The following is a 22,240-nucleotide window of genomic DNA, read 5'->3' on the forward strand; positions in this document are numbered from 1 at the left end:
CGGCCAGATCAGGCGAAAGCGCTTGAAGTCAAAGCGCTTGGTGCTCCGATGATAGGAGCATTGGGATTCCGTGGGGCGGCACCCAAAAAAGAAAAAGGCAGCACGGTTGCCCGGGCTGCCTTTTCAGCAAAAAAGTAAGAATTACTTCTTGCCGAAGCGGTTGCGGAACTTCTCCACGCGGCCACCCATGTTGTCCACCGACTTTTGTGTGCCAGTGTAGAAGGGGTGCGATTCAGAAGTGGTATCCAGCTTGAACAGAGGGTACTCTTTACCTTCGAAGTTTTCGGTTTCCTTGGTGGAAACGCAAGAACGTGTCACGAACTTGAAGCCGTTGGACATGTCAACGAACAGAACTTCGCGGTAATTGGGGTGAATGCCTTCTTTCATGATCTTTCCTTTGGTCAAGTGCGGGAGCCGCACCAGCCTGTCCGGTGTACTTTCCGCATAAAAGCTCTCCATTATTGCACACAATGAGAAAACAGTACCGCATGCGTCAGCAGGCGGTGGTGTGCGTTCAGCTTGCAAACCATGGCCGATAGCTTCGGCGGAAGGCCTGATCCAGGCAAGGCTGCGGAGTTCTTCTAGCTGTAGCAGCCTGGTGTTTGGAGCCGGTTTCGCTTCCGGCTGCGGGAGCTTGATGTGGCTCAACTCCCGGCAGGGCGTGACTATGCAACAACTTCTGCAGCGCATAAGATGTTGCGTTATTGCCATGCAGCAAAAAGGGGCCGCTATGGTTGACCGCGAGGCCGAAGCTCAGTTCAGTTCCAGCCAGCAGCTTGATCAAGCTGTGCGTGCGATGTGGGCGCAGCAGTGGCTGTCGGTTTCCCCCGAGTCCCAATGGCAGGCCTGGATGGATTGGGCCGGCAATCTTGCCATCAGCCCGGGAAAGCGTCTGGATCTGGCAGGGCTGGCGCTGGAGGAATGGGCCAGACTTTGCTATGGCGGGCCACAGACGCAGGAGGCGGAGCGTCTCTTTCAGGCTCCTGAATGGGGGCAATGGCCGTTCAATGTCATCAGTGCGGGCTTTGCTGCTCAGCAGCGCTGGTGGCAGGCCGCCGTCCAAGGTGTTCCGGGTGTTGAAAGACATCACGAGCGTCTGGTCGGGTTCTGGAGCAGGCAGTGGCTGGATATGCTTTCGCCCGCGAATTTTTTTGCCACCAACCCGATAGTTCTGGAACGTACCGTCAAAGAGGGCGGGGCGAATCTGGTGCGTGGCTTCCAGTACCTGATGGAAGATGTGCATGCGCAGCTGGCAAACAAGCCGCCTGCAGGTTGCGAGGGGTATCAGGTGGGGCGCGATGTGGCCGTCACCGCAGGCAAGGTGGTGGTGCGCAACCAACTGATGGAGCTGATCCAGTACGCGCCGACAACCGACAAGGTCCATCCCGAGCCGGTATTGATCATGCCGGCCTGGATCATGAAGTACTACATCCTGGATCTTTCGCCACACAATTCGCTGATCAAGTATCTGGTCGATCAGGGGCATACGGTGTTCTGCGTCTCCTGGAAGAACCCTGATGCCGGCGATCGAGATCTGGGCATGGACGACTATATCGAGCTGGGCTGGCGCGCGGCGCTGGATGTCGTCACGGCCATCGTGCCGGGGCAGAAGGTGCATGCCGCAGGCTATTGTCTGGGCGGAACCTTGCTGGCCATTGCGGCAGCCGCGATGGCGCGCGATGGAGACGAGCGTCTGGCATCGATGACCTTGCTGGCCGCGCAGACCGATTTCACCGAACCCGGCGAGCTGGCGCTGTTCATCGACGAAGCGCAGGTCAGCCTGCTTGAGGCCCAGATGGCCCAGCAAGGCTATCTGCGCGCCGATCAGATGGCGGGCGCATTCCTGATGCTGCGCTCCCATGATCTGCTGTGGTCGCGCATGGTCAATCAATACCTGCTGGGCGAGCGGGCACCGATGAGCGATCTCATGGCCTGGAATGCCGACGCCACGCGCATGCCTGCCAGGATGCACTCGCAATACCTGCGCCGTCTGTTTCTGAATAACGATCTCAGTGAAAGCCGCTATCCGGTCGATGGCAAGCCGGTCTCGCTTCTCAATCTGCAAGTGCCCATCTTCTGCGTGGGAACGCTCACCGATCATGTAGCGCCTTGGCAATCGGTATTCAAGCTGCACCACCACACTGCGGCTGAAGTCACCTTTGTGCTGACGAGTGGCGGCCACAACGCCGGCATTGTCAGCGAGCCCGGCCATCCGCGACGCCGCTATCAGTTGCTCACTCGGGCTGTCGGCGCTCAGGACATTGTCGCCCAGCAGTGGCAGCAAGAGGCCGAGCAGAGCCAGGGCTCCTGGTGGCCGGCATGGGACGAGTGGCTCAAAAACAGATCCGGCACACCGACAGCCCCGCCGCGCATGGGCGGCACGAGCGGTGGGCCCTTGTATGACGCTCCGGGCCAGTACGTGCTCGGGCATTGAGTTTTCAAAAGCCGTTTGGTCACGGTGATATGCCGGACGGTCCGCCAGCCTCTCGATAGGCACCACCATCACCATAGGGAGAACGATATGAGCATTCAAGCGACCCCCCTGAATCTGTTCAAGGCCAATGCCGAGCTGCAACTGCGCATCGCTCAGCTTATGCGTGAAAGTGGCCATCGCTGGCTGGCAGCCGCGCAGCAGACCAGTGCTGCAGGCATCAGTGAAACCACGGCGGAACTGCAAAGCCTGCTGCGTGCCGAAGACTGGCAATCACTGGCCAGCCTGCCCGCCGAGGCTTTCATGCGCAGGCTCGAAGACCGCATGAGCGATGCCAAGAGCGCCAGCGATATCGCGATCAAGAACCAGCAGGCTTTTGCCAGCGGTCTGCAGCAGGCCCTGGAGGCCTGGCAAAAATCTGTGGCCGAGGCCCTGCGTGCAGACGGCGCGTCCAATCTGCCCGCTTTGCCGCTGCAGGACATCTTCAAGCAATGGCTGTCGGCCTGGACGCCGGCAACTCAGGACCCCGCTCAGGCCAAGAGCGGCAAAGCGCCGCAGAAGTAGGCAACAGGCTGGCGCAGCTTCAGCTAAAGACGGCGGCGCTGCAGCCTGCGGGCCGGCTGGTCAGCTGGCCCTCCATTGCAAAAATCCGATGTTTTCGGCGTTTTGTGGTGAACCATAAAGCGCTGGGAGCTATTGTTTTTGAATCTTCTTGAGCGAGAAGATTGTGACTTCGGGAGCACGACATGAGCAAACCCAGCGGGGCCGGTCCGTCGACCAACGGGTCTGTTGATCCTTTTGCGTGGTGGAGGGCTGCCGGGGCCTATGCGGTGGACGCCGCTCAACGTGCCGTGCTGTATGCCGACATCGAGCGGCAGGTGGGCGACCAGTACCGGGCCCAGCGTGAGGCCAGGATGCCGAACGTGCTGCATTTCCCCGCGGAACTCGTGATGTCGGGGCTGGACCTCCCAAGACCTGTCAACTATGGCCTGGTGCGCATTCAGGCGTCCGAAGACCGGCCTGCCGACCCCGCCAAGCGTCCATTCGTCGTGATAGATCCGCGTGCCGGGCATGGCCCGGGCATTGGTGGCTTCAAGCCCCACAGCGAGATCGGTGCTGCGCTGGAGGCTGGTCACCCTTGCTACTTCGTCGGTTTTCTGCCTGATCCCGTACCTGGTCAAACGGTGGAAGATGTGATGCGTGCCGAGGCCGCGTTCATGCGTCGCGTGGCCGAGCGTCACCCCGAGAGTGAGGGCAAGCCGGCGGTCATCGGCAACTGCCAGGCGGGCTGGCAGATCCTGATGACGGCCGCTGTCTGGCCCGAGCTGTTCGGGCCCATCATTGTTGCCGGAGCGCCCCTGTCGTACTGGGCCGGTGACAATCCCATGCGTTATTCGGGCGGACTTCTCGGGGGCAGCTGGATGACGGCTCTGGCCAGCGATCTGGGTCACGGCCGCTTCGACGGCGCCCATCTGGTGCAGAACTTCGAGCAGCTCGATCCGGCCAACACGCTCTGGAGCAAGCAGTACAAGGTCTATGCGAATGTCGACACCGAAGCCGAGCGCTATATAGACTTCGAGAAATACTGGGGCGGCTATGTCTTCCTCAACGATGTGGAGATGCAGTACATCGTCGACAACCTGTTCATAGGCAACAGGCTGTCGACGGCCCAGTTGCTGACATCGGACGGGGTACGCATCGATCTGCGCAATATCCGCTCGCCCATCCTCGTGTTCTGCTCCTATGGCGACAACATCACGCCGCCGGCCCAGGCTCTGGGCTGGATCACCGATTTGTACGCCAGTGACGACGACGTGCGCGGCCACGACCAGACCATCATCTTCAGCACGCACGACAGCATCGGCCACCTGGGCATCTTTGTTTCGGGCGCCGTCGGCAGCAAGCAGCACCGCAAGTTCGCCAGTGCCATCGAGCAGATCAATCTGCTGCCGGCAGGCATTTATCGCGCCAGCGTTGACGATGCCACGAAGCAGGAGCAAAAGCTGCTCCATGATCCTTATCTGTTGAGCATCCGTGCCAGCGGCATCGATGAAGTGCGCGATATCGTCAAGCTCGATCCCGAGTCCGATCGCCGTTTCGACGCGGCGGCCCGGGTATCCGACATCAACCTGGCTCTGTATCGCAGCATGTGGCAACCCTGGGTGCGTGCGCTGAGCACTTCCCAATCGGCACACTGGTTGCAGACCTTGCATCCCATGCGCCTGCAATTTGAAGCCTGGAGCAGCCTGCACCCCCTGGCTTGCCTGATACGCAGCAGCGCCGAATACATACGCGAACATCGCCAGCCCGTGGATGAGGCCAATCCCTGGTTGCAGATGCAGCAGCGGTGCTCGGCCGCACTGGATCGCGCTCTCGATGATTTCCGCGACCGGCGCGACCATATCTACGCCCTGTGGTTCGACATGCTCTATGGCTCGCCGCTCATGCAGGCGCTGGCTGGACATGCTTATGGCGAGAGCGCGGCAGTGCGCCAGCATCCTGGCTCCACCCCCGAGCATCTGGCGCTGATGGCGGGCAGGCAGCGACAGATCGAGAGCAGTGTGGATCAGGGCGGCGTGCTCGAAGCCACGCTGCGCGGCTTGCTGAGCGTGCTCTCCCGGCGTCGCGCGGTGGACGAGCGCTACTACCACCTGGCTGCGCAATTGCTGGAGCAGCAAGCGCCTGGGCGCTGGAGTCTGGCCGAGCTGCGAGCCGCCATCCGCGAGCAGACCCTGGTGATGAGGCAATGCGGCAGCGCCGCCATTGAAGCCATTCCAGGCCTGCTGAAGAACACGCCTGCCGACACCATCCGCAAGGCCGGCGAAGCCATCACCCAGATGGCAGCCATCGATAAGGAGCCCGGCGCAGAGGATGATGCCGTGAGACATGCCTTGCAGCAGGTGCAGGCCTTGTTCGAGCAGGCCGTGCTGGCGCAGCAGCCCCGGATCCAGGAGCCTCTCGAGCTGGTGCCGGCTTCGGTACAGACTCCTGCAGCTCCCCAGCGGGCTGCAGCTGCTGCGCGACGTAAACCGGCCGCACCACGCGGCAAGAAAGGAGTGCGATGAGTCAACCGAGCCCAGACATGACGCTGCAGCCGTTTGAGGGCATAAACGTCGGCGACAGCCTGCGCGTCACCGTTGCCTCCCGTGACGCGAGCACGCTGACGCTGCTCTGCGCCCACGATGCGCAGCCCCGGCAGCCAGCCTCGCAGCAAGCGGTTTCCATGCCATCAGGCGGCGCGGCACAGCCGCTTGACGTTACCTCGCATCACGGCCTGACCCGGCTGCTGGCGGCTGTCAAGGAACTGCCGCCGGTTCGCGTGGGGGTCGTCCATCCCTGCGATGCCACCAGCCTGTCCGCCGCGCTTGATGCGCATCGGCTGGGGCTGATCGAGCCGGTCCTGATCGCTCCGCGCGCCAGGCTCGAAGCGATTGCGCTGGCGCAGGGTTTCGAGCTGCAGGGCCTGCGCATCGAGGACGTGCCGCACAGTCATGCAGCAGCCGAGCGTGGTGCCAGACTTGCCGCCAGCGGCGAAGTCGAGGCACTGATGAAAGGCAGCCTGCACACCGACGAGCTGATGGCGGCTGTTGTTGCCGGCAGTGCCGGGTTGCGCACCAAGAGGCGTGTCAGCCATTGCTTTGTGTTGCAGACGGCCAGCTACCCACGCCCCTTCATCGTCACCGACGCTGCCATCAATCTGGCCCCCGATCTGTTGCAGAAGGCCGATATCGCGCGCAATGCCATCGAGCTGGCACAGGTTCTGGGTGTGGCAAGGCCCAGGCTCGCCATCCTCGCCGCCGTCGAGACGGTCAACCCCAACATGCCCGCGACACTGGATGCTGCTGCACTGTGCAAGATGGCCGACCGGGGCCAGATCACCGGAGGCGTGCTGGACGGACCGCTGGCTTTCGACAATGCAGTCTCCATCGAGGCCGCGCGTACCAAGGGCATCGCTTCGCCAGTGGCCGGTCAGGCCGACATCCTGCTGGTGCCCGATCTGGAAAGCGGCAATATGCTGGCCAAGCAGCTCATGTACCTGGGCGGCGCTGCCAGCGCAGGCATCGTGCTTGGCGCCAAGGTGCCCATCGTGCTGACCAGCCGGGCGGACTCGCGCGAATCCCGCATTGCATCCTGTGCGATTGCGCTGCTGCTCGCTCATCACTACCGGCAGACGCCGCCCTGAAAATCATGGCCGATGGCACCGGACTGGCAAGCGCAGCAGTCTCTGTCACGTCGGCAGGCAAAGGTCCTGACATGAGCAATTCCGTCATCATCGTCCTGAACTGCGGCTCATCGAGCATCAAGTTCGCCGTCTTCGAGGCCGCCAGTCCCCTGCCGCGCAAACCCCTGTGGAACGGCAAGGTGCAGGGCATTGGCGGGCCCGCTCCCGACTTCGGCGAAACCGGCGTCCAGCCCTTTGCCATCGAGCTGGGTGCAGAGCATCCGTATCGCGATGCGCTGCGCATCATCCGCGAGCGCATCACGGCCCGGCTTGAGGGCCGGCCCGTGGCGGCGATCGCCCATCGGGTGGTGCATGGCGGCAGCAAATATTTCGAGTCCACCCGCATCGATGCAGGCGTGTTGCGAGACTTGCGCAGCTATGTGCCGCTGGCACCGCTGCATCAGCCGTTTGCGCTGGAGGCCATCGAGATCCTGCTGCGCGAGCGCCCCGACATCGTGCAGATTGCCTGCTTCGATACAGGCTTTCATTACAGCTTGCCCAAGGTGGAGCAGATCCTGCCACTGCCCTACGAATGGTGGCAGCGCGGCGTGCGCCGCTATGGCTTTCACGGGCTCTCGTATGCCTATATGGCAACCGCGCTGGCCGAGCGTCATGGCGACAGGGCCAGGGGCCGCACCATCGTCGCCCATCTGGGCAGCGGCGCCAGCCTGTGCGGCATGCACCAGCTGCAAAGCATGGCGACCACCATGGGCTTCTCGGCCCTGGACGGATTGATGATGGGCACCCGTACAGGGGCGCTGGACCCGGGGGCCGTGCTCTATCTGATGGAGATCGAGAAGCTGACGCTTCAGGAGGTGGGGCATCTGCTCTATCACGACTCGGGGCTGCTGGGTGTGTCGGGCATCTCGTCCGAGCCGCGCGTGATCCTGCGCCATGTCCGGGATTCAGGTGAGGCTGGCGAGCGGGCGCGCATCGCGCTGGACCTCTTTGTGCGCCGCATCGTGCGCGAGATCGGCTCTCTGGTCGCTGCGCTGGGCGGGCTGGACATGCTGGTGTTCACGGCGGGCATTGGCGAGCACAGCGAGGAGATTCGCGGCTGCGTCTGCGCCGATCTGGCATGGCTGGGCCTGGGGCTGGATGACCAGGCCAATGCAGCCCATGCACCGGTCATTTCATCTGCAGACAGCCGGGTACTGGTGGGAGTTGAGCCCACGAATGAGGAGTGGGTGGCCGCCCGCGATACGGTGCGGCTTCTCGCGCACTCATAGTCTTTTTGACGCGCATCGAGTGGCGGCCGGGCTTGAAGGCGCCATGTGGATATTCATGGCGGCCCAGAGCAGACGCTGGGCGGTTGCGAATCTTACCGAATGGCTTCGCTCTCTTGCGCCGGATGCTGCCTGGCCGCATCGATGCTCGCCTGGATGGCCGCGCGTGCCTGAGGGCTGTTCTTCCAGCAGCTGGAGCCTGTGAGGGCCGAGGCCTTGGCGACAATGTCCAGGGCGTTGGCCTGACGCAACTGCGCAAATGAGCCGTAGCCCAGGGATTCCAGCCGGCTCAGTACCGTCGGGCCCACGCCCTTGAGGGCAAGCAGTGATTGGCGTTCTTCAATGGTGAATGGCATGGGTCGAGGCCTTGAAGTTGGAAGGAAAAAGACTTTCAGCAGAAACAGGCGATACGCCCGCCATGGTTGCCGTGGTGCCCGGCCAGAACTCAGGCCATGCTCGACAAGGTTTTTCTGAACCGCATCAGCGACAGCCAGAACAGCACGGCGCCGATTCCCGCCAGCCACAGAAAAGGCTTCCATACGGTTTCTATGCCGGCGCCGCGATACAGAATCGCCTGACCCAGCTCCACAAAATGCGTGGTGGGGGCGAACAGCATCACATCCTGCACCAGCTGGGGCATGGATTCGCGGGGTGTCATGCCGCCGGACAGCAATTGCAGCGGCAGCAGCGTCAACACCATCAGCAGGCCGAACTGCGGCATGCTGCGCGCCACCGTGGCCAGAAAGATGCCCATGGCCGTAGTTGCGAACAGGCACAGGGCCGAGCCTGCCATGAACAGCAGCAGACTGCCTTCGATGGGCACCTTGAGCGCGCCGCGCACGACCAGATTGAGCGAGACGCCTGCCGCCAGCAGCACCACGGCGCCCATGGACCAGACCTTGGCCAGCATGATCTCGGTAGGCGTCACGGGCATGACCAGCAGATGCTCGATGGTGCCATGCTCGCGTTCGCGGATCAGCGCCGCGCCCGTGAGGATGATGGAGAGCATGGTGACGTTGTTGATGATCTGCATCAGCCCGCCGAACCAGAGCTTGTTCAGTCCGGGGTTGAAGCGGGCGCGCAGCTCCAGGTCCACGGGCAGTGCGCTGCCTCCCCGGTGACGCTGCACGAACTCGTTGACTTCGGCCAGCACGATCTGCTGCACATATCCGCTGCCGGAGAACGCCTGGCTCATGCGGGTGGCATCCACATTCAGCTGCAGCTCGGCCTTTTTGCCGGCCAGCACATCGCGCTGGAAGTTGGGAGGAATGGTCAGCGAGAAGGTGAAGTCACCTGCATCTAGCCCGGGATCCACATGGCTGAAATCCACCATCTGCGGCGGCATGAACTGAGGTGGGTAGAACGCCGAGGTGATGCGTGCGGACAGTGGCGACTGGTCTTCGTCGACGATGGCAATCGGCGCCTTGTGCAGCGTATCGGGCATGGCCGTGGCCGCGGTGTACACCGAGGCCGTGAAGGTGTAGACGATGAGCACCAGCATCACCGGATCGCGCCACAGGCTCCACAACTCCTTGACGCCCAGGCGCCAGATATTTTTCAGGCTATGCCACATGGTGTTTCTCCATGACGAAAACGAGGGGCTGTTGCTGAAATTGGCGCTGGCCAACCGCCAGGACAGCGAGCAAGGGCCGCCCCGTAGCGAGGCTGTCGTCGGTTGCCCGCATGCCCCCCTCCCGCGCAGCGAGAGAGGGGGAAGCTGCGCAGCAGCTCAGGGGGGGGCATCTTCACTTCTCCTGCTTGGGCAAGGCCCAGATGGCCACGCCCATGATCACGGGAACGGCAATCAGCAGCGGCACCAAGGTAGGCGCCAGATCGTGCAGGCCCAGCGCCTTGTTGAAGACGCCGCGGCTGATGGCGAACATATAGGTGGCCGGGTAGATCTCGCCGATCCAGCGGCCGGCGCCTTCGAGCGAGGACACCGGATCGGTCAGCCCCGAGAACTGCGTGGCCGGAATCAGCGTGCCCAGCATGGCAAAGAACATGGCGGCAATCTGGCTGCTGGTGACGGCAGAGGCCAGCAGCCCCATGCCCGTGGCAATGACGCTGAAGAGCAGGGCGGCTATGACGAGCAGGGGGAAGCTGCCGGTCATGGGCACGCCGAACACGAATACCGCCATGGCACACATCAGAAAGAAGTTCAGCATGGCCAGCACCACATAAGGCAGCTGCTTGCCCAGCAGAAACTCGATGCGGGTCACAGGAGTGACGTACAGATTCACGATGGAGCCCAGCTCCTTTTCCCGCACCACGGCCAGGGCCGTGAGCATGGCGGGCAGCATCATCAGCAGCAGCGGAATCACGGCCGGCACCATGGCGGGCAGGCTTTTCACATCGGGGTTGTAGCGAAAGCGGGTTTCCAGGCTGACCTGGCTGCCGAGCTGCACGCCCAGTCGCTCGCGCGCCTGCTGCACCAGCCACAGCTGGTGCATGGCCTGGACATAGCCTTTGACGGTCTCGCCGCGCTGGGGCATGGCGCCGTCGAACCAGGCGCCCACGGCTACCTTCGAGCCGCGCAGCACATCACGGCCAAAGCCGGGCGGTATCTCGATGGCCAGCGCCAGCTCGCCGCTCTTCATGCGCCGGTCCAGGTCCGCGTAGTCCTGGATGGGGCGCATTTCAATGAAATAGCGCGAGCCTGCGAGATTGTTCACATAGTTCTGGCTGATAGTGCTCTGATCGCGGTCGAGCACGGCAAACTTCAGGTCTTCGACGTCCATGCTGATGCCGAAGCCGATCACCACCATCAGCACCAGCGAGCCCACCAGAGCCAGCGTGGCGCGCACGGGATCGCGCTGCAGCTCCAGCGACTCGCGCCACAGATAGCTCCACAAGCGTTGCAGGCTGAAGCCAGGGCCTTTGTGTGCTTCTGAAATAGGAGCTTGCTGCGCTTTATCTGTATTGATATCAGATACTTTTGATGCTGAGGATAAGGCTGAGTCAGCGGTAGTAGCTTCTTTTTTAATATCAAGCACGGGCGCTGCCTCGCCCGAGGCCTCCACCAGATAGCCGATGAAGGCCTCCTCCAGTGTGGCCGCGCCGCGCTTGGCGGTCAGGGCTGCGGGCCGGTCGCTGTCCAACACCTTGCCCGCATGCATCATGGACATGCGGTCGCAGCGCTCGGCCTCGTTCATGAAGTGCGTGGAGATGAAGATCGTCACCCGGTCGCGGCGCGAGAGCTCGATCAGCAAGCGCCAGAACTGGTCGCGCGCCACGGGGTCCACGCCCGAGGTGGGCTCGTCGAGAATCAGCAGCTCCGGCTTGTGCACCATGGCCACGGCCAGCGACAGGCGCTGGCGCATGCCCAGCGGGATATTGCCGGGCAGCGTCTCGCGCACTTCTGTGAGCCCGAAGCGGGTGAGCATCTCCTCGACCGCGCGGGGATCTCGGCCGGATCCACGTGGAAGAGTTCGGCGTGCAGCACCAGGTTCTGCAGCACGGTCAGCTCGCCGTAGAGCGAGAAGGCCTGCGACATATAGCCCACGCGCCGGCGCGTGGCCACATCATGCGGATCGATCTTCTTGCCAAACAGCCAGGCATCGCCCTCGCTGGCGGGCAGCAGCCCGGTCAGCATCTTCATGGTGGTCGATTTGCCGCAGCCGTTGGAGCCCAGAAAGCCGAAGATCTCGCCGCGACGAATGCGGAAATTCACATGGTCCACGGCCACAAAGTCGCCAAAGCGCATGGTGAGATCACGCGCCTCGATGGCGATGTCGTCATCGCTGGTCTGCAGCGGCGGGATCACCACGGCGGCATGGCCGCGCTTTTTTTTCCTCGGGCAGCAGGGCGATGAAGGCGGCCTCCAGCGCCGGCATGCCGGTGCGCTCCAGCAACTCGGCGGGGGTGCCGGTGGCCAGAATCAGGCCATCATCCATGGCAGCCAGCCAATCGAATCGCTGGGCCTCGTCCATATAGGCCGTGGCCACGATCACGCTCATCTGCGGGCGCTGGCCGCGGATGCGGTTGATCAGATCCCAGAACTGCGCGCGTGCCAGCGGGTCCACGCCGGTCGTGGGCTCATCGAGAATCAGCAGGTCGGGGTCGTGGATGAGGGCACAGCACAGCGCCAGCTTCTGCTTCATGCCGCCCGAGAGCTTGCCGGCAGGGCGGGAGAGGAATTTCTGCAGTCCGGTGCTCTGGGTCAGATCGTCGATGCGCGCCCGGCGCTCGGCCGCGTCATGGCCGAAAAGGCGGCCGAAGAACTGCAGATTCTCTTCCACCGACAGTGTGGGGTAGAGGTTCTTGCCCAGGCCCTGAGGCATGTAGGCAATGCGGGGGCAGACGGCATCGCGGTGTTTTTTGCTGCGCAGGTCGCCGTCAAGCACCTGTATCTCGCCGCCCTGCAGGGCACGCGCGCCGGCAATCAAAGACAACAGGCTTGACTTGCCCACGCCGTCAGGGCCGATCAGGCCGACCATGATGCCTGCAGGAATCTCCAGGCTCAGTCCGCGCAGCGCCTGCGTCTTGCCGTAGGCGAGCGTCACATTGCGCAAGGTGGCTACATGCTGGGTCATGGCAAATGGGGACGCAACGTTCAAGAGGCAGAAGCGTCGCCGGTGCGCAGTTCCAGCTTGGCCGGCCATTCGCGCTCTTTATCGAGCTTGATCCAGGCCACGCCGGGCAGGCCTGTCTTGACTTGAGTCAGGTGCTTTTGCAGCAGATCCGGTGCAATACGTGCCTTGACGCGGAACATCAGCTTCTGTCTTTCGCTGGCCGTCTCCACAGTCTTGGGTGTGAACTGGGCGGTGCTGGCGACAAAGGACACCTGAGCCGGAATCACATATTGCGGAGCCGCATCCAGCACGATGCGCACCTCGGTGCCAAGGGCCACTCGGCCTGCCACGGTCTCGGGCAGGAAGAAGCTGATGTAGACGTCCGAGACATCCACCATGTTCAGCACCTTGCCGCCTGCGCCGATCACCTCGCCGGGCTGGGCCAGTCGGTATTGCACGCGGCCATCGCGCGGGGCGGTGAGTTCGCTGTCCTTCACATCGGCGTCGATGCGCTGGACGGTGGCGGCAGCGGCCGTCACCGCCGATTCCGCACCTATGGTCTGGGCCTTGGCAGCATCGATCGCTGCCTTGGCGGCCGTGGCCTGTGCCTGGGCAGCCTTGAGCGCAGCCTGGGCGCCACGCACGCGGGCCCGGTCGTCGTCCAGTTCCTGCTCCGATGAAGCACCTTCGCGGGCCAGTGTCTCGGAGCGTTTGACGCGGCGCAGCGCTGCATCCAGCTCGGCTTCGCGCTGGGCCACGGTGGCCATGGTGGCAGCGTACTGGCTTTCGCGTAGCGCGATTTCGGCACGCGCCGAGGTCACTGCATGAGAGGCGCGCTCGCGGCCCGCAATGGCTTCGCGCTGCTGGGCCTGCAGGCTCTCGATCTGCATGCGCGCCAGTGGCTGACCGGCTTTCACGAACTCGCCTTCCTGCACCAGGATTTCTGCGATGCGGCCGGCGTATTTGGTGGCGACGTCGATTTCGGTGGCTTCGATGCGGCCGTTGCCGCTGACCAGGCCTTCGGATGCCTGTGCGCTGCGCCATTGCTGCCAGCCATAAGCGCCAAGGGCGGCGGCGGCAACGATGAGCGCGGCGATGGTCAATTTCTTGTTCATGGACATGGATTCGCAGGTCAAGGTTGGAGGGCTGCAGGGCTGGGGGGGGCTGCTCTGGCCTTGAGCAAAGTAGCCTCCACCCAAAGCGGCATAGAGAGCGACCTGGGTGGACAACAGGGCTTCGCGGCCCTGAACCAGTTGCTGCTCGGCACTGAGCAGGTCGCGTTCGGCATCCAGCACATCGAGATAGGGCGAGGCTCCCTGGTCATAGCGCAGCCGGGCCAGTCGGGCGCGTTCCTTGAGTGCAGCGCGCTGATCGGTCAGAACCACGAGCTGCTGCTCGAGCATGGTGCGGCTGGATAGCGCGTCCAGCACTTCGCGCATTGCTGTCTCAATGGTTTTTTCGTACTGGACAACCGCCATGTTCTGTCGCACGGCCTGCAGATTCAGGTTGGCCTGGCGCTGGCCGCCGTCAAAGATCGGTAGCGAAATCGTGGGAGCAAACTGCCAGGCACGGCTGCCGCTTCTGAACAGGCCGTCGAGCTCCGCACTGGCCGTGCCCCAGCTGCCGGTCAGGGCGATGCGAGGCAAAAACGCAGCGCGCGCGGCAGACACATTGGCCTTGGTTGCCTGCAGGCCGTACTCGGCGGCAATGATGTCGGGGCGCTGTGTCAGCAGATCGGACGGCAGGCCTTCGGGAATCGGGTTCAGGATCACGACGGTGGAGCTGCTTTGCGGCAAGCGGTCTGCATCCATTCCCGTGAGCTGCTGCAGTGCATTGGCCTGCAGCGCGCGCTGCTGTGCCAGCTGAGTGCCTATGGCCTTGGCCTGGTGAACCAGAGTCTGTACCTGCGTGAGCGCATAGCGTGAAGTGGAGCCCACCTCGGTGCGGCGCTTGAAGATGCGCAGCGATTCCTCGCGGCTGGCAATCGTGCGCTGGGTCAGGGTCAGGCGCTCATCCAGACTGCGCAGAGCCAGATAATTCAGCGCGACCTGCTTGACGAGACTGGATTGAACCGCATGCTGCGTGGCATCCAGCGCCAGATAATTGCCCAAAGCAGCCTCGCTGAGACTTTTGACACGGCCCCAGAGATCGAGCTCCCAGCTGTTGAGGCCGACAAAGACTTGCTGATCGCCGGCGACGACGGAGCGGCCACTGGCGTTGAGGTCGGCAGGAACACGTGCTCTGCCATGACTGCTGCCCAGGCCGATCGTCGGCAGTCGCGCAGCACTCTGTATGTCATAGGCAGCCTGGGCCTCCTGCACACGCAGCAATGCAAGGCGCTGGTCCTGATTGTGGGCAAGCGCTGCGCGAATCAGCTCCTGCAGGTTTTGGTCAAGGTAGAAGTCTTGCCAGGCAATCGATGCCGTATTTGCTGCCGCAGCGTTCTCTTGTTTTTTTTGTCCACTCCTGAGGCCACTTGTCCGGTAGCTTGGCCTGGGCCTGTGGCTGCAGCATCGGCACCGTCGGGCTGCAGGCTGCCAGCGCTGTCAGCAATGTGGCTGCTGCCAGCAGGCGCATCGGTGTGGTGTTGTAGGGTGGTGTGCGATTTGCTGAAGGGGCCATGAATGCAGAACCTGCGACTTGAAAGCTTTTGGCTTCCGGTTATCGCAAGATTTGTATAGATGTATATCCCTAGTATTGAGGGGCGGCTTGCAAGTCAGTTTGAGCTATGTCAATTAATGGGGTCAAGCGCCAGAAACAACAAAGCCCCGCAAGGCGGGGCTTTGTTGTTTCGATGCACGAAGAGGCCTTAGCCGCCGCGACGCATCATGTCGAAGAACTCCACGTTGTTCTTGGTGGCCTTCATGTTCTTGATCATGAGTTCCATGGACTCGATCTCGTCCATGTTGTACATGAACTGACGCAGGATGCGGGTCTTCTGCAGGATCTCGGGAGGCAGCAGCAACTCTTCACGGCGGGTGCCGCTCTTGTTGAGCTCGATGGCCGGGAAGACGCGCTTCTCGTAGAGGCGACGATTCAGGTGCAGTTCGCTGTTGCCCGTGCCCTTGAATTCTTCAAAGATCACTTCGTCCATGCGGCTGCCGGTGTCGACCAGTGCAGTGGCGATGATGGTCAGGGAGCCACCTTCTTCCACATTGCGGGCGGCGCCGAAGAAGCGCTTGGGGCGCTGCAGGGCGTTGGAGTCCACACCGCCGGACAGCACCTTGCCCGACGAGGGCACGACGTTGTTGTAGGCGCGGGCCAGACGGGTGATGGAGTCCAGCAGGATGACCACATCCTTGCCCAGTTCCACCAGGCGCTTGGCGCGCTCGATCACCATTTCGGCCACGTGCACATGACGGGTAGCTGGCTCGTCAAAGGTGGAGGCAATGATTTCGCCCTTCACCGAGCGCTGCATTTCCGTCACTTCTTCGGGGCGCTCGTCCACCAGCAGCACCATCAGGTGCACATCGGGGTGATTGGCGGTGATGGCGTGCGCAATGCTCTGCATCATCATGGTCTTGCCGCTCTTGGGCGGCGCCACGATCAGCGCGCGCTGGCCGCGGCCGATGGGGGCGATGATGTCGATGATGCGGCCGGTGATGTTCTCTTCGCCCTTGATGTCGCGCTCCAGGCGCATCTGTTCCTTGGGGAACAGAGGGGTCAGGTTTTCAAACAGCACCTTGTGCTTGTTTTGCTCGGGTGAATTGCCATTGACCTTGTCGAGCTTGGTCAGTGCGAAGTAGCGCTCGCCATCCTTGGGGATGCGCACTTCGCCTTCGATCATGTCGCCGGTGTGCAGATTGAAGCGGCGCACCTGGCTGGGCGAGATATAGATGTCGTCGGTGCTGGCGGTGTAGCTGGTATCGGGGCTACGCAGAAAGCCGAAGCCATCGGGCAGGATTTCCAGCACGCCGTCGGCAAAGACCTGTTCACCGGCCTTGGCGCGCTTTTTGATGATGGCGAACATCAGTTCCTGCTTGCGCATGCGACCGACGTTTTCGATCTCAAGCGCTTCGGCCTGCTTCAAGACTTCAGACACGTGCAGTGCCTTGAGTTCATTAAGGTGCATGAAATGACTCCAAGCGTGGAGTGAGAATAACCAGGGGGGGGAGGCGTAGAGCCTAACGAGACACTGTGAAAGTGGGCAGGCTTGCCTGAAGAAAAATCCAGCGCGGTCCCATGCGGTGGCCGGCGGTTCATACATTATGACAGGAAAACTGGCGCAGCTTGCAAGCAATTTATCGAGGACTTGTCATCTGCAACCTGTGCCGGGTCTGTAGCAGATGCAAATGGGGGAGGGTAGCGGGTGCCCAGAAGCAAACAGAGCTCCATTGGGAGCTCTGTTTGTTGAATGCATTAGATGTGCTGGTCGAGGAAGGCGGACAGTTGCGTCTTGTTCAGCGCGCCAACCTTGGTGGCGGCCAGCTGGCCGTCCTTGAACAACATCAGTGTGGGAATGCCGCGAATGCCGAACTTGGCAGGGATCTCACGGTTTTCGTCCACATTCATCTTGGCGATCTGCACCTTGCCTTTGTAGCCTTCGGCCACATCGTCCAAGATGGGGGCGATCATCTTGCAAGGGCCGCACCATTCAGCCCAGTAATCCACCAGCACGGTCGTGCCGGGTTGCAGTACGTCAGACTCAAAGCTTGCATCCGTGATGTGCTTGATCAATTCGCTGGCCATTTGTAGTCCTGGATTTTCTTGAATCAAAAAGGTAGGCGGTCTATTCGCCTAGTGAGTTGATTGTGACAGAAACTCATCTCCCGCCACGGTGTGTGGCTGGTTGTTTGCAGCTATCGCGCTAATAGTGCCCGCAATATTGCAGAAATGCCGTCGGTGGTATTCTGCGCACCCTTTGGCGGCCGGTGGCTGCCGGCAGATTGAGGTGGTAGAAGTATGAGTGTCTCGGAGCCCTTGATGGCCGATTCCGAATGGGTCTGTGATGTGGCTGTGATCGGTGCCGGGCCTGCGGGCTTGATGGCAGCCGAGCAATTGGCAAAGGCCGGCTTGTCGGTCAGGGTGTTCGAGGCGAAAGCCTCGGCGGCTCGCAAATTCCTCATGGCCGGCAAAGGCGGCCTCAATCTTACGCACTCCGAGGAGTTCTCGAGCTTTGTCACTCGCTATGGCTGCCGCTCTGCAGATTTGACTCCCTGGCTCGAAAAGTGGGGTGCGAGCGAGCTTCAGGCCTGGGTCAAGGAGCTGGGTTTTGATACCTTTGTGGGGACATCCGGAAGAGTGTTCCCTGCGGATATGAAGGCAGCGCCGCTGCTGCGTGCCTGGCTGGTGCGTATGAAGTCGCAGGGCGTGCAGTTTCATATGCGTCACCGCTGGATCGGCTGGGCAGAGGATGGCAAGCCGGTTCTTCAGACAGAAAGTGCCAGGGTCAAGATTGGCTGCAAGGCTTTGGTGCTGGCGACGGGCGGCGGCAGCTGGGCGCGTCTGGGCTCGGACGGCGCTTGGGTTTCGCTGCTGCAGGACAAGGGGGTGGGCATTGCCCCGTTGCAGGCGGCCAACTGTGGCTTTGATGTGGGCTGGCCGCAAGGGCGTGAAGCCGGCTGGAGCGAGGTCTTTGCTCAGCGCTTTGCCGGGCAGCCGTTCAAGTCGGTGGTCTTGAAGTTTGCGGACGAGCAAAGTGCCGGCTTTGAACGTCAAGGTGAATTTGTTGCGACGCAGACCGGGGTGGAGGGGAGCCTGATCTATGCTGTCTCCTCCCTGTTGCGGGACTGCATTGCCCGCCAGGGCACTGCGCGCTTCGAGCTGGACCTGTTGCCGCAGTGGAGTGTGGAGCGTGTGCAGCAGGAGGTGATGCGGCCGCGCGGCTCGCGCAGCCTCAGCAGTCATCTCAAGGGGCGTCTGGGGCTTGATGGCATCAAGGCGGGTTTGCTGTATGAGGTGCTTGGCAAGGATGGCATGGCGGACATGAAGCGCCTGGCATCCACGATCAAGGCGGTGCCTTTGACGGTGATCGCACCGCGCCCCATCGATGAGGCCATCAGCACGGCAGGCGGAGTTCGTCTGGAGGCTCTGGATGCGCGGGGGATGTGTGCCGCTCTGCCTGGCGTCTTCTGTGCGGGAGAAATGCTGGACTGGGAGGCCCCCACGGGCGGCTATCTGCTCACGGCCTGTATGTCCTCTGGTGTTCATGTGGCCGAAGGGGTGCAGAACTTCCTGCGGGGCAACTGACTCGCTGGGTTGTGCCTGTCTGTGCGGCAGGGATGCTGCATTGAATTCTGTAGCGATCCAGTCTTGATGGCGGGTGCTCTTGCCTGCCGCAGCGCATGGGCAGGCCGGGATTGGCAGCGGTTCGCGGCGGGAGTCCTGCGTGTTTGCCCTTGCTTGAATCGCCGGCAAGCCCTTGCTCGCCGGGCGATGTGGGGGCGGAAATACCCGAACAATGTGTCTGATTGATTCCTGAGTTGGGCTTTGTGACAGGAAAGCAGTGTTTCAGGCCCTGCCTGGAGCCGGCTTTGGGCGGGCGGCCGCAAGTGGCGGGTGCCCCTCCTACGAGGCGAACTCTTGCTGTGGGACAGATGTCTTGAAACGGAGACATTACGCTGGCAACATTGCTCCATCGGTTGAGGAGTCGTGACGGATTTGCGTTGTTACCGGAAAAGGAGGCTGGTCATGTTTTTCGGCAAGATCTTCGGTTTTGGACGTTCCGAACCGCGCTATATCCGCCGTACGCGTGCCTATCTGCAAGAGGCGCGCATGGCTGTTCTGGAGCACACTATCGCGGCGGAGTACTACCAGTCCTCCGCTCAGATGTATGCCGAACGTGCTGCTCGACTGGAAGATGAATTGCGAGCCTGGGAGCAGGGCGAGCAGCATATTCCCGTGGTGCCGCATCACTATCCCTATGTCCCTCGCTCTGCACACAAGGCCGTCGCTGTAGATGCGCCACCCGTGGGTGCTTCGGTGGGCGTGGTGAGAGCCGCCTGAGCAGATAAAAGAAAAAGCCTGTATGACTTGCATACAGGCTTTTGAATGGCTCCTCAACCTGGGCTCGAACCAGGGACCTACGGATTAACAGTCCGGCGCTCTACCGACTGAGCTATTGAGGAAGAAGACCTAGATTATAGGGTGTAAAAATGGGCTCGCAGGAAGTTCATCACAATTTCATTAAATTCTCTGTGCCTGATGCCCGAACTGGCCGCACCGTTCACGTGGATTGGTGGCGACGCTATGCTTTTGATGATTGAACAGTGCGGTGACCCGGTGGTTGCTGCACGCTGTATTGATATATGACTGTACGTACCATTTTGAAGATGGGTGATCCCCGTCTGCTGAGGCTTGCCAAGCCGGTGACTGAATTTGATACGGATGCGCTGCATCTGCTTCTCAAGGATTTGCTGGACACCATGCATGCTGCCAACGGTGCCGGCCTGGCGGCGCCGCAGATCGGCGAGGATTTGCAGATGGTGGTGTTTGGCTCGGGTGAGCCCAATCCCCGTTATCCGGATGCCCCCATAGTGCCTCGTACCGTGCTGATCAATCCAGTCATCACACCCATCGGTGAAGAGGAGCAGCTGGATTGGGAAGGCTGTCTGTCAGTTCCCGGTCTGCGAGCCATGGTGCCACGCTGGAACAAGGTGCGCTACACCGGCTTTGATATCTACGGCGACCCGATTGACCGCACGGTCGAGGGCTTTCACGCGCGCGTGGTCCAGCATGAGTGCGACCACCTCTGGGGCAAGCTCTATCCGATGAGGGTGCGCGATTTCAGCCGTTTCGGCTTTACCGATGTACTGTTTCCCGGCATCGCTCAGGCCGAGGAAGACTGATCAGCGCTCCAGATTTCTCTTTTCTCTTCTCTGCTGGATGCAGGACACAACTGGGAATGTGTCTTGCATCCTTTTGTTCTTTATATGGGGCATGGACGCCTCGACGGGCATGATCTGCGTCAATTTCCTGCGCCCGATCGCAACCAATCGGTGTGCTTTTTTGCTTTGGAAAGGTTCTGGTCAGCACTTTGTATACAAAACTGTAGACAATTTTGGTCTTCTGGCAACGTAAAGTCTCGACTCATGCCCTTCTGGGTATGGCTTTGATTGCGTAATGGAATAGTCCGTCTGGCGGATGTCCTGCAATCAAAGGAGATTGAAAGACTGACTTGGGTGAATGAAAGAGTGGTTTGCTCTTTTCCATAGGTCGGATCGCTCTCGAAGAAGAGCGACTGGCTGCAGCACAAGGCCTCGCCGGGGCGATCGGAAAAGATCGCTGCCGAAAGAGTTGCTGCAAGTCGACCGGACAGAGCGAAAGGCCTCTAGAGCCTTGGTGAGTAGGTAATTTAGGAGACAAAGATGAACGATCAGACCGGAGCATCCAGGGATGCGGCCGTCAAGCGCCCCGAAGATGAGAATCTTGGCGTCACCGCCAACCTCATGTATGGCTTGCAACATGTGTTGACCATGTACGGCGGCATCGTGGCGGTGCCTCTGATCGTCGCTGAAGCGGCTGGCATGTCTGCTGCCGATGCCGGTCTGCTGGTGACCGCCTGCCTGTTCATGGGTGGTGTGGCAACCTTGCTGCAGACCCTGGGCATCCCTTTCTTCGGCTGCCGTCTGCCTCTGGTTCAGGGCGTTTCGTTCGCAGGCGTGGCCACCATGGTCAGCATTCTGCACACCGGTGGTGGCATGCAGGGCGTGCTGGGGGCCGTCATGTACGCCTCGGTACTGGGTCTGATCATTGCGCCGGTTTTCTCACGCATCACCAAATTCTTCCCGCCGCTGGTCAACGGCTGCGTGATCACGGTGATCGGCATGTCGCTGATGCCTGTGGCTGCGCATTGGGCCATGGGCGGCAATGCCAAGTCTGCTGATTACGGCAGCATGGGCAATATCGGCCTGGCCGGTCTGTCGCTGTTCATGGTGCTGCTGTTCAGCAAGCTGGGCAATGCCATGCTGTCGCGCCTGTCGATTCTGGTGGCGATTGTGGTGGGTACCATCACGGCCGTCTTCATCGGCAAGGCCGATTTCTCCCAGGTGTTCAACGGCCCCATTTTTGCGGTGCCTACGCCTTTGCACTTCGGCTGGCCCACTTTCGACATGGCTGCCACCATCTCCATGTTCATCGTGATTCTGGTGATCCTGGTGGAAACCTCGGCCGACGTGCTGGCCGTGGGCGAAATCGTGGACAGCCCTGTGGACGGTCGCCGTCTGGGTGATGGTCTGCGCGCCGACATGCTCTCCAGCATCGTGGCTCCCATCTTCGGCGGCTTCACGCAAAGCGCTTTTGCACAGAACGTGGGTCTGGTGGCCGTGACCGGAATCAAGAGCCGTTTCGTGGTGGCTTTCTCCGGCCTGATCCTGATCGTGTTTGGCGTGCTGCCGGTGATGGGCCGCATCGTGGCCTGCGTGCCTCCCTCCGTGCTGGGCGGTGCCGGTCTGGTGCTGTTCGGTACCGTGGCTGCCAGCGGCATCCGTACCCTGGCCAAGGTGGAATACAACAACAATATGAATCTGATCATTGTTGCCACCTCGGTGAGCGCGGGTCTGCTGCCGGTGGTGGCTCCCAAGTTCTATGACCAGTTCCCCGCATGGTTTGCCACGATCTTTCACTCGGGCATCAGCGCAACGGCCCTGGTTGCAGTGACCCTGAACCTGCTCTACAACCACTTCAAGCAAGGCAATTCCGATCAGCCTTCCGTCTTTGAAGCCGGCTATGGCCGCGCCCTGAGCCAGCATGTGCTGGAAGCCCTGGCCGATGGCGACCGCGTCGAAGGTGGCAAGGTCTACGACAAGGAAGGCAAGGAAGTGCCCATCATTCCGGTCAAGCCGGCACATGGCCATTGAGCCGAGATCAAAGTGCGCGCGGTGGGGTTTGACCCCGTCGTGATTTACACCGC

15 protein-coding genes, 1 tRNA gene and 2 pseudogenes are annotated in these 22,240 nt (G+C 61.5%); 9 read left to right on the plus strand and 9 right to left on the minus strand.

Features of this window, described 5'->3' with window-relative positions; genetic code table 11:
* Positions 1–141: 141 nt before the first annotated feature.
* Positions 142–387, minus strand: a complete 246-nt coding sequence (locus V8Z78_RS10060) for a type B 50S ribosomal protein L31 (protein WP_003053459.1) — start codon at positions 385–387, stop codon at positions 142–144.
* Between the two features lie 343 nt (positions 388–730).
* Between V8Z78_RS10060 and V8Z78_RS10065 the strand changes: the two genes are divergently transcribed.
* From V8Z78_RS10065 to V8Z78_RS10085, 5 genes are all read left to right on the plus strand, one after another.
* Positions 731–2,434 (plus strand): PHA/PHB synthase family protein, encoded by a 1,704-nt coding sequence (locus tag V8Z78_RS10065; protein WP_046462520.1) that lies wholly within the window; start codon positions 731–733, stop codon positions 2,432–2,434.
* Between the two features lie 87 nt (positions 2,435–2,521).
* The gene (locus tag V8Z78_RS10070) at positions 2,522–2,995 is read left to right on the plus strand and encodes a phasin family protein (protein ID WP_003067311.1); all 474 of its coding nucleotides are present in this window, start codon (positions 2,522–2,524) and stop codon (positions 2,993–2,995) included.
* A gap of 182 nt (positions 2,996–3,177) precedes the next feature.
* Positions 3,178–5,496 carry a DUF3141 domain-containing protein gene (locus V8Z78_RS10075; protein ID WP_046462519.1) on the plus strand — a complete coding sequence of 773 codons (2,319 nt, stop codon included), beginning with the start codon at positions 3,178–3,180 and terminating at the stop codon, positions 5,494–5,496.
* Positions 5,493–6,614, plus strand: a complete 1,122-nt coding sequence (locus V8Z78_RS10080; protein WP_080944571.1) for a bifunctional enoyl-CoA hydratase/phosphate acetyltransferase — start codon at positions 5,493–5,495, stop codon at positions 6,612–6,614. Before V8Z78_RS10075 ends, V8Z78_RS10080 begins: the two co-directional genes overlap by 4 nt.
* A 71-nt stretch (positions 6,615–6,685) precedes the next feature.
* Positions 6,686–7,882 (plus strand): acetate/propionate family kinase, encoded by a 1,197-nt coding sequence (locus V8Z78_RS10085; protein WP_046462534.1) that lies wholly within the window; start codon positions 6,686–6,688, stop codon positions 7,880–7,882.
* A gap of 92 nt (positions 7,883–7,974) precedes the next feature.
* On the opposite strand, the gene V8Z78_RS10090 is transcribed toward V8Z78_RS10085, so the two are convergent.
* The 7 genes and pseudogenes from V8Z78_RS10090 to trxA all read right to left on the minus strand — a co-directional run bounded on the left by V8Z78_RS10090 (position 7,975) and on the right by trxA (position 17,079).
* Positions 7,975–8,235, minus strand: a complete 261-nt coding sequence (locus V8Z78_RS10090) for a Pathogenicity locus (RefSeq protein ID WP_046462518.1) — start codon at positions 8,233–8,235, stop codon at positions 7,975–7,977.
* Positions 8,236–8,324: 89 nt separating this feature from the next.
* A complete protein-coding gene (locus V8Z78_RS10095; RefSeq protein ID WP_046462517.1) occupies positions 8,325–9,452 on the minus strand; it encodes an ABC transporter permease in 1,128 nt (375 codons plus the stop codon).
* A 172-nt stretch (positions 9,453–9,624) separates the two neighbouring features.
* Positions 9,625–12,411, minus strand: a pseudogene (gene rbbA / locus V8Z78_RS10100) (ribosome-associated ATPase/putative transporter RbbA).
* Between the two features lie 20 nt (positions 12,412–12,431).
* On the minus strand, positions 12,432–13,511 hold the full coding sequence (locus V8Z78_RS10105; protein ID WP_034362613.1) for an HlyD family secretion protein: 1,080 nt from the start codon (positions 13,509–13,511) through the stop codon (positions 12,432–12,434).
* Between the two features lie 126 nt (positions 13,512–13,637).
* Positions 13,638–14,807 (minus strand): annotated as a pseudogene (locus V8Z78_RS10110) (efflux transporter outer membrane subunit); the annotation flags it as partial.
* Between the two features lie 392 nt (positions 14,808–15,199).
* The gene (rho, locus tag V8Z78_RS10115) at positions 15,200–16,462 is read right to left on the minus strand and encodes a transcription termination factor Rho (protein WP_012839098.1); all 1,263 of its coding nucleotides are present in this window, start codon (positions 16,460–16,462) and stop codon (positions 15,200–15,202) included.
* Positions 16,463–16,749: 287 nt separating this feature from the next.
* A complete protein-coding gene (gene trxA, locus V8Z78_RS10120) occupies positions 16,750–17,079 on the minus strand; it encodes a thioredoxin TrxA (protein ID WP_003053480.1) in 330 nt (109 codons plus the stop codon).
* 213 nt (positions 17,080–17,292) lie between these two features.
* On the opposite strand from trxA, the gene V8Z78_RS10125 reads away from it, so the two are divergent.
* A complete protein-coding gene (locus tag V8Z78_RS10125) occupies positions 17,293–18,579 on the plus strand; it encodes a TIGR03862 family flavoprotein (protein WP_080554195.1) in 1,287 nt (428 codons plus the stop codon).
* 441 nt (positions 18,580–19,020) lie between these two features.
* The gene (locus tag V8Z78_RS10130) at positions 19,021–19,335 is read left to right on the plus strand and encodes a hypothetical protein (RefSeq protein ID WP_349731308.1); all 315 of its coding nucleotides are present in this window, start codon (positions 19,021–19,023) and stop codon (positions 19,333–19,335) included.
* A 46-nt stretch (positions 19,336–19,381) separates the two neighbouring features.
* Here V8Z78_RS10130 and V8Z78_RS10135 read toward each other — a convergent pair.
* Positions 19,382–19,457, minus strand: a tRNA-Asn gene (locus tag V8Z78_RS10135).
* Positions 19,458–19,637: 180 nt separating this feature from the next.
* Between V8Z78_RS10135 and def the strand changes: the two genes are divergently transcribed.
* Both def and V8Z78_RS10145 read left to right on the plus strand, forming a co-directional pair.
* Entirely contained in the window at positions 19,638–20,177 is a 540-nt protein-coding gene (def, locus tag V8Z78_RS10140) for a peptide deformylase (protein ID WP_034358695.1), read from the plus strand.
* A gap of 519 nt (positions 20,178–20,696) precedes the next feature.
* Positions 20,697–22,187: a nucleobase:cation symporter-2 family protein gene (locus V8Z78_RS10145; protein ID WP_003069706.1), complete on the plus strand. Its 1,491-nt coding sequence runs from the start codon at positions 20,697–20,699 to the stop codon at positions 22,185–22,187.
* Positions 22,188–22,240 lie beyond the last annotated feature (53 nt).

This window comes from Comamonas sp. wu1-DMT (assembly GCF_040187805.1).
GTDB classification, from domain to species: domain Bacteria; phylum Pseudomonadota; class Gammaproteobacteria; order Burkholderiales; family Burkholderiaceae_C; genus Comamonas; species Comamonas thiooxydans.

Excerpts from the sequence above, each read along its gene's own strand:
- V8Z78_RS10060 (WP_003053459.1), bottom strand. The coding sequence starts at position 387 with ATGAAAGAAGGCATTCACCCCAATTACCGCGAAGTTCTGTTCGTTGAC.
- V8Z78_RS10065 (WP_046462520.1), top strand. The coding sequence starts at position 731 with ATGGTTGACCGCGAGGCCGAAGCTCAGTTCAGTTCCAGCCAGCAGCTT.
- V8Z78_RS10070 (WP_003067311.1), top strand. The coding sequence starts at position 2,522 with ATGAGCATTCAAGCGACCCCCCTGAATCTGTTCAAGGCCAATGCCGAG.
- V8Z78_RS10075 (WP_046462519.1), top strand. The coding sequence starts at position 3,178 with ATGAGCAAACCCAGCGGGGCCGGTCCGTCGACCAACGGGTCTGTTGAT.
- V8Z78_RS10080 (WP_080944571.1), top strand. The coding sequence starts at position 5,493 with ATGAGTCAACCGAGCCCAGACATGACGCTGCAGCCGTTTGAGGGCATA.
- V8Z78_RS10085 (WP_046462534.1), top strand. The coding sequence starts at position 6,686 with ATGAGCAATTCCGTCATCATCGTCCTGAACTGCGGCTCATCGAGCATC.
- V8Z78_RS10090 (WP_046462518.1), bottom strand. The coding sequence starts at position 8,235 with ATGCCATTCACCATTGAAGAACGCCAATCACTGCTTGCCCTCAAGGGC.
- V8Z78_RS10095 (WP_046462517.1), bottom strand. The coding sequence starts at position 9,452 with ATGTGGCATAGCCTGAAAAATATCTGGCGCCTGGGCGTCAAGGAGTTG.
- V8Z78_RS10105 (WP_034362613.1), bottom strand. The coding sequence starts at position 13,511 with ATGTCCATGAACAAGAAATTGACCATCGCCGCGCTCATCGTTGCCGCC.
- rho (WP_012839098.1), bottom strand. The coding sequence starts at position 16,462 with ATGCACCTTAATGAACTCAAGGCACTGCACGTGTCTGAAGTCTTGAAG.
- trxA (WP_003053480.1), bottom strand. The coding sequence starts at position 17,079 with ATGGCCAGCGAATTGATCAAGCACATCACGGATGCAAGCTTTGAGTCT.
- V8Z78_RS10125 (WP_080554195.1), top strand. The coding sequence starts at position 17,293 with ATGAGTGTCTCGGAGCCCTTGATGGCCGATTCCGAATGGGTCTGTGAT.
- V8Z78_RS10130 (WP_349731308.1), top strand. The coding sequence starts at position 19,021 with ATGTTTTTCGGCAAGATCTTCGGTTTTGGACGTTCCGAACCGCGCTAT.
- def (WP_034358695.1), top strand. The coding sequence starts at position 19,638 with ATGACTGTACGTACCATTTTGAAGATGGGTGATCCCCGTCTGCTGAGG.
- V8Z78_RS10145 (WP_003069706.1), top strand. The coding sequence starts at position 20,697 with ATGAACGATCAGACCGGAGCATCCAGGGATGCGGCCGTCAAGCGCCCC.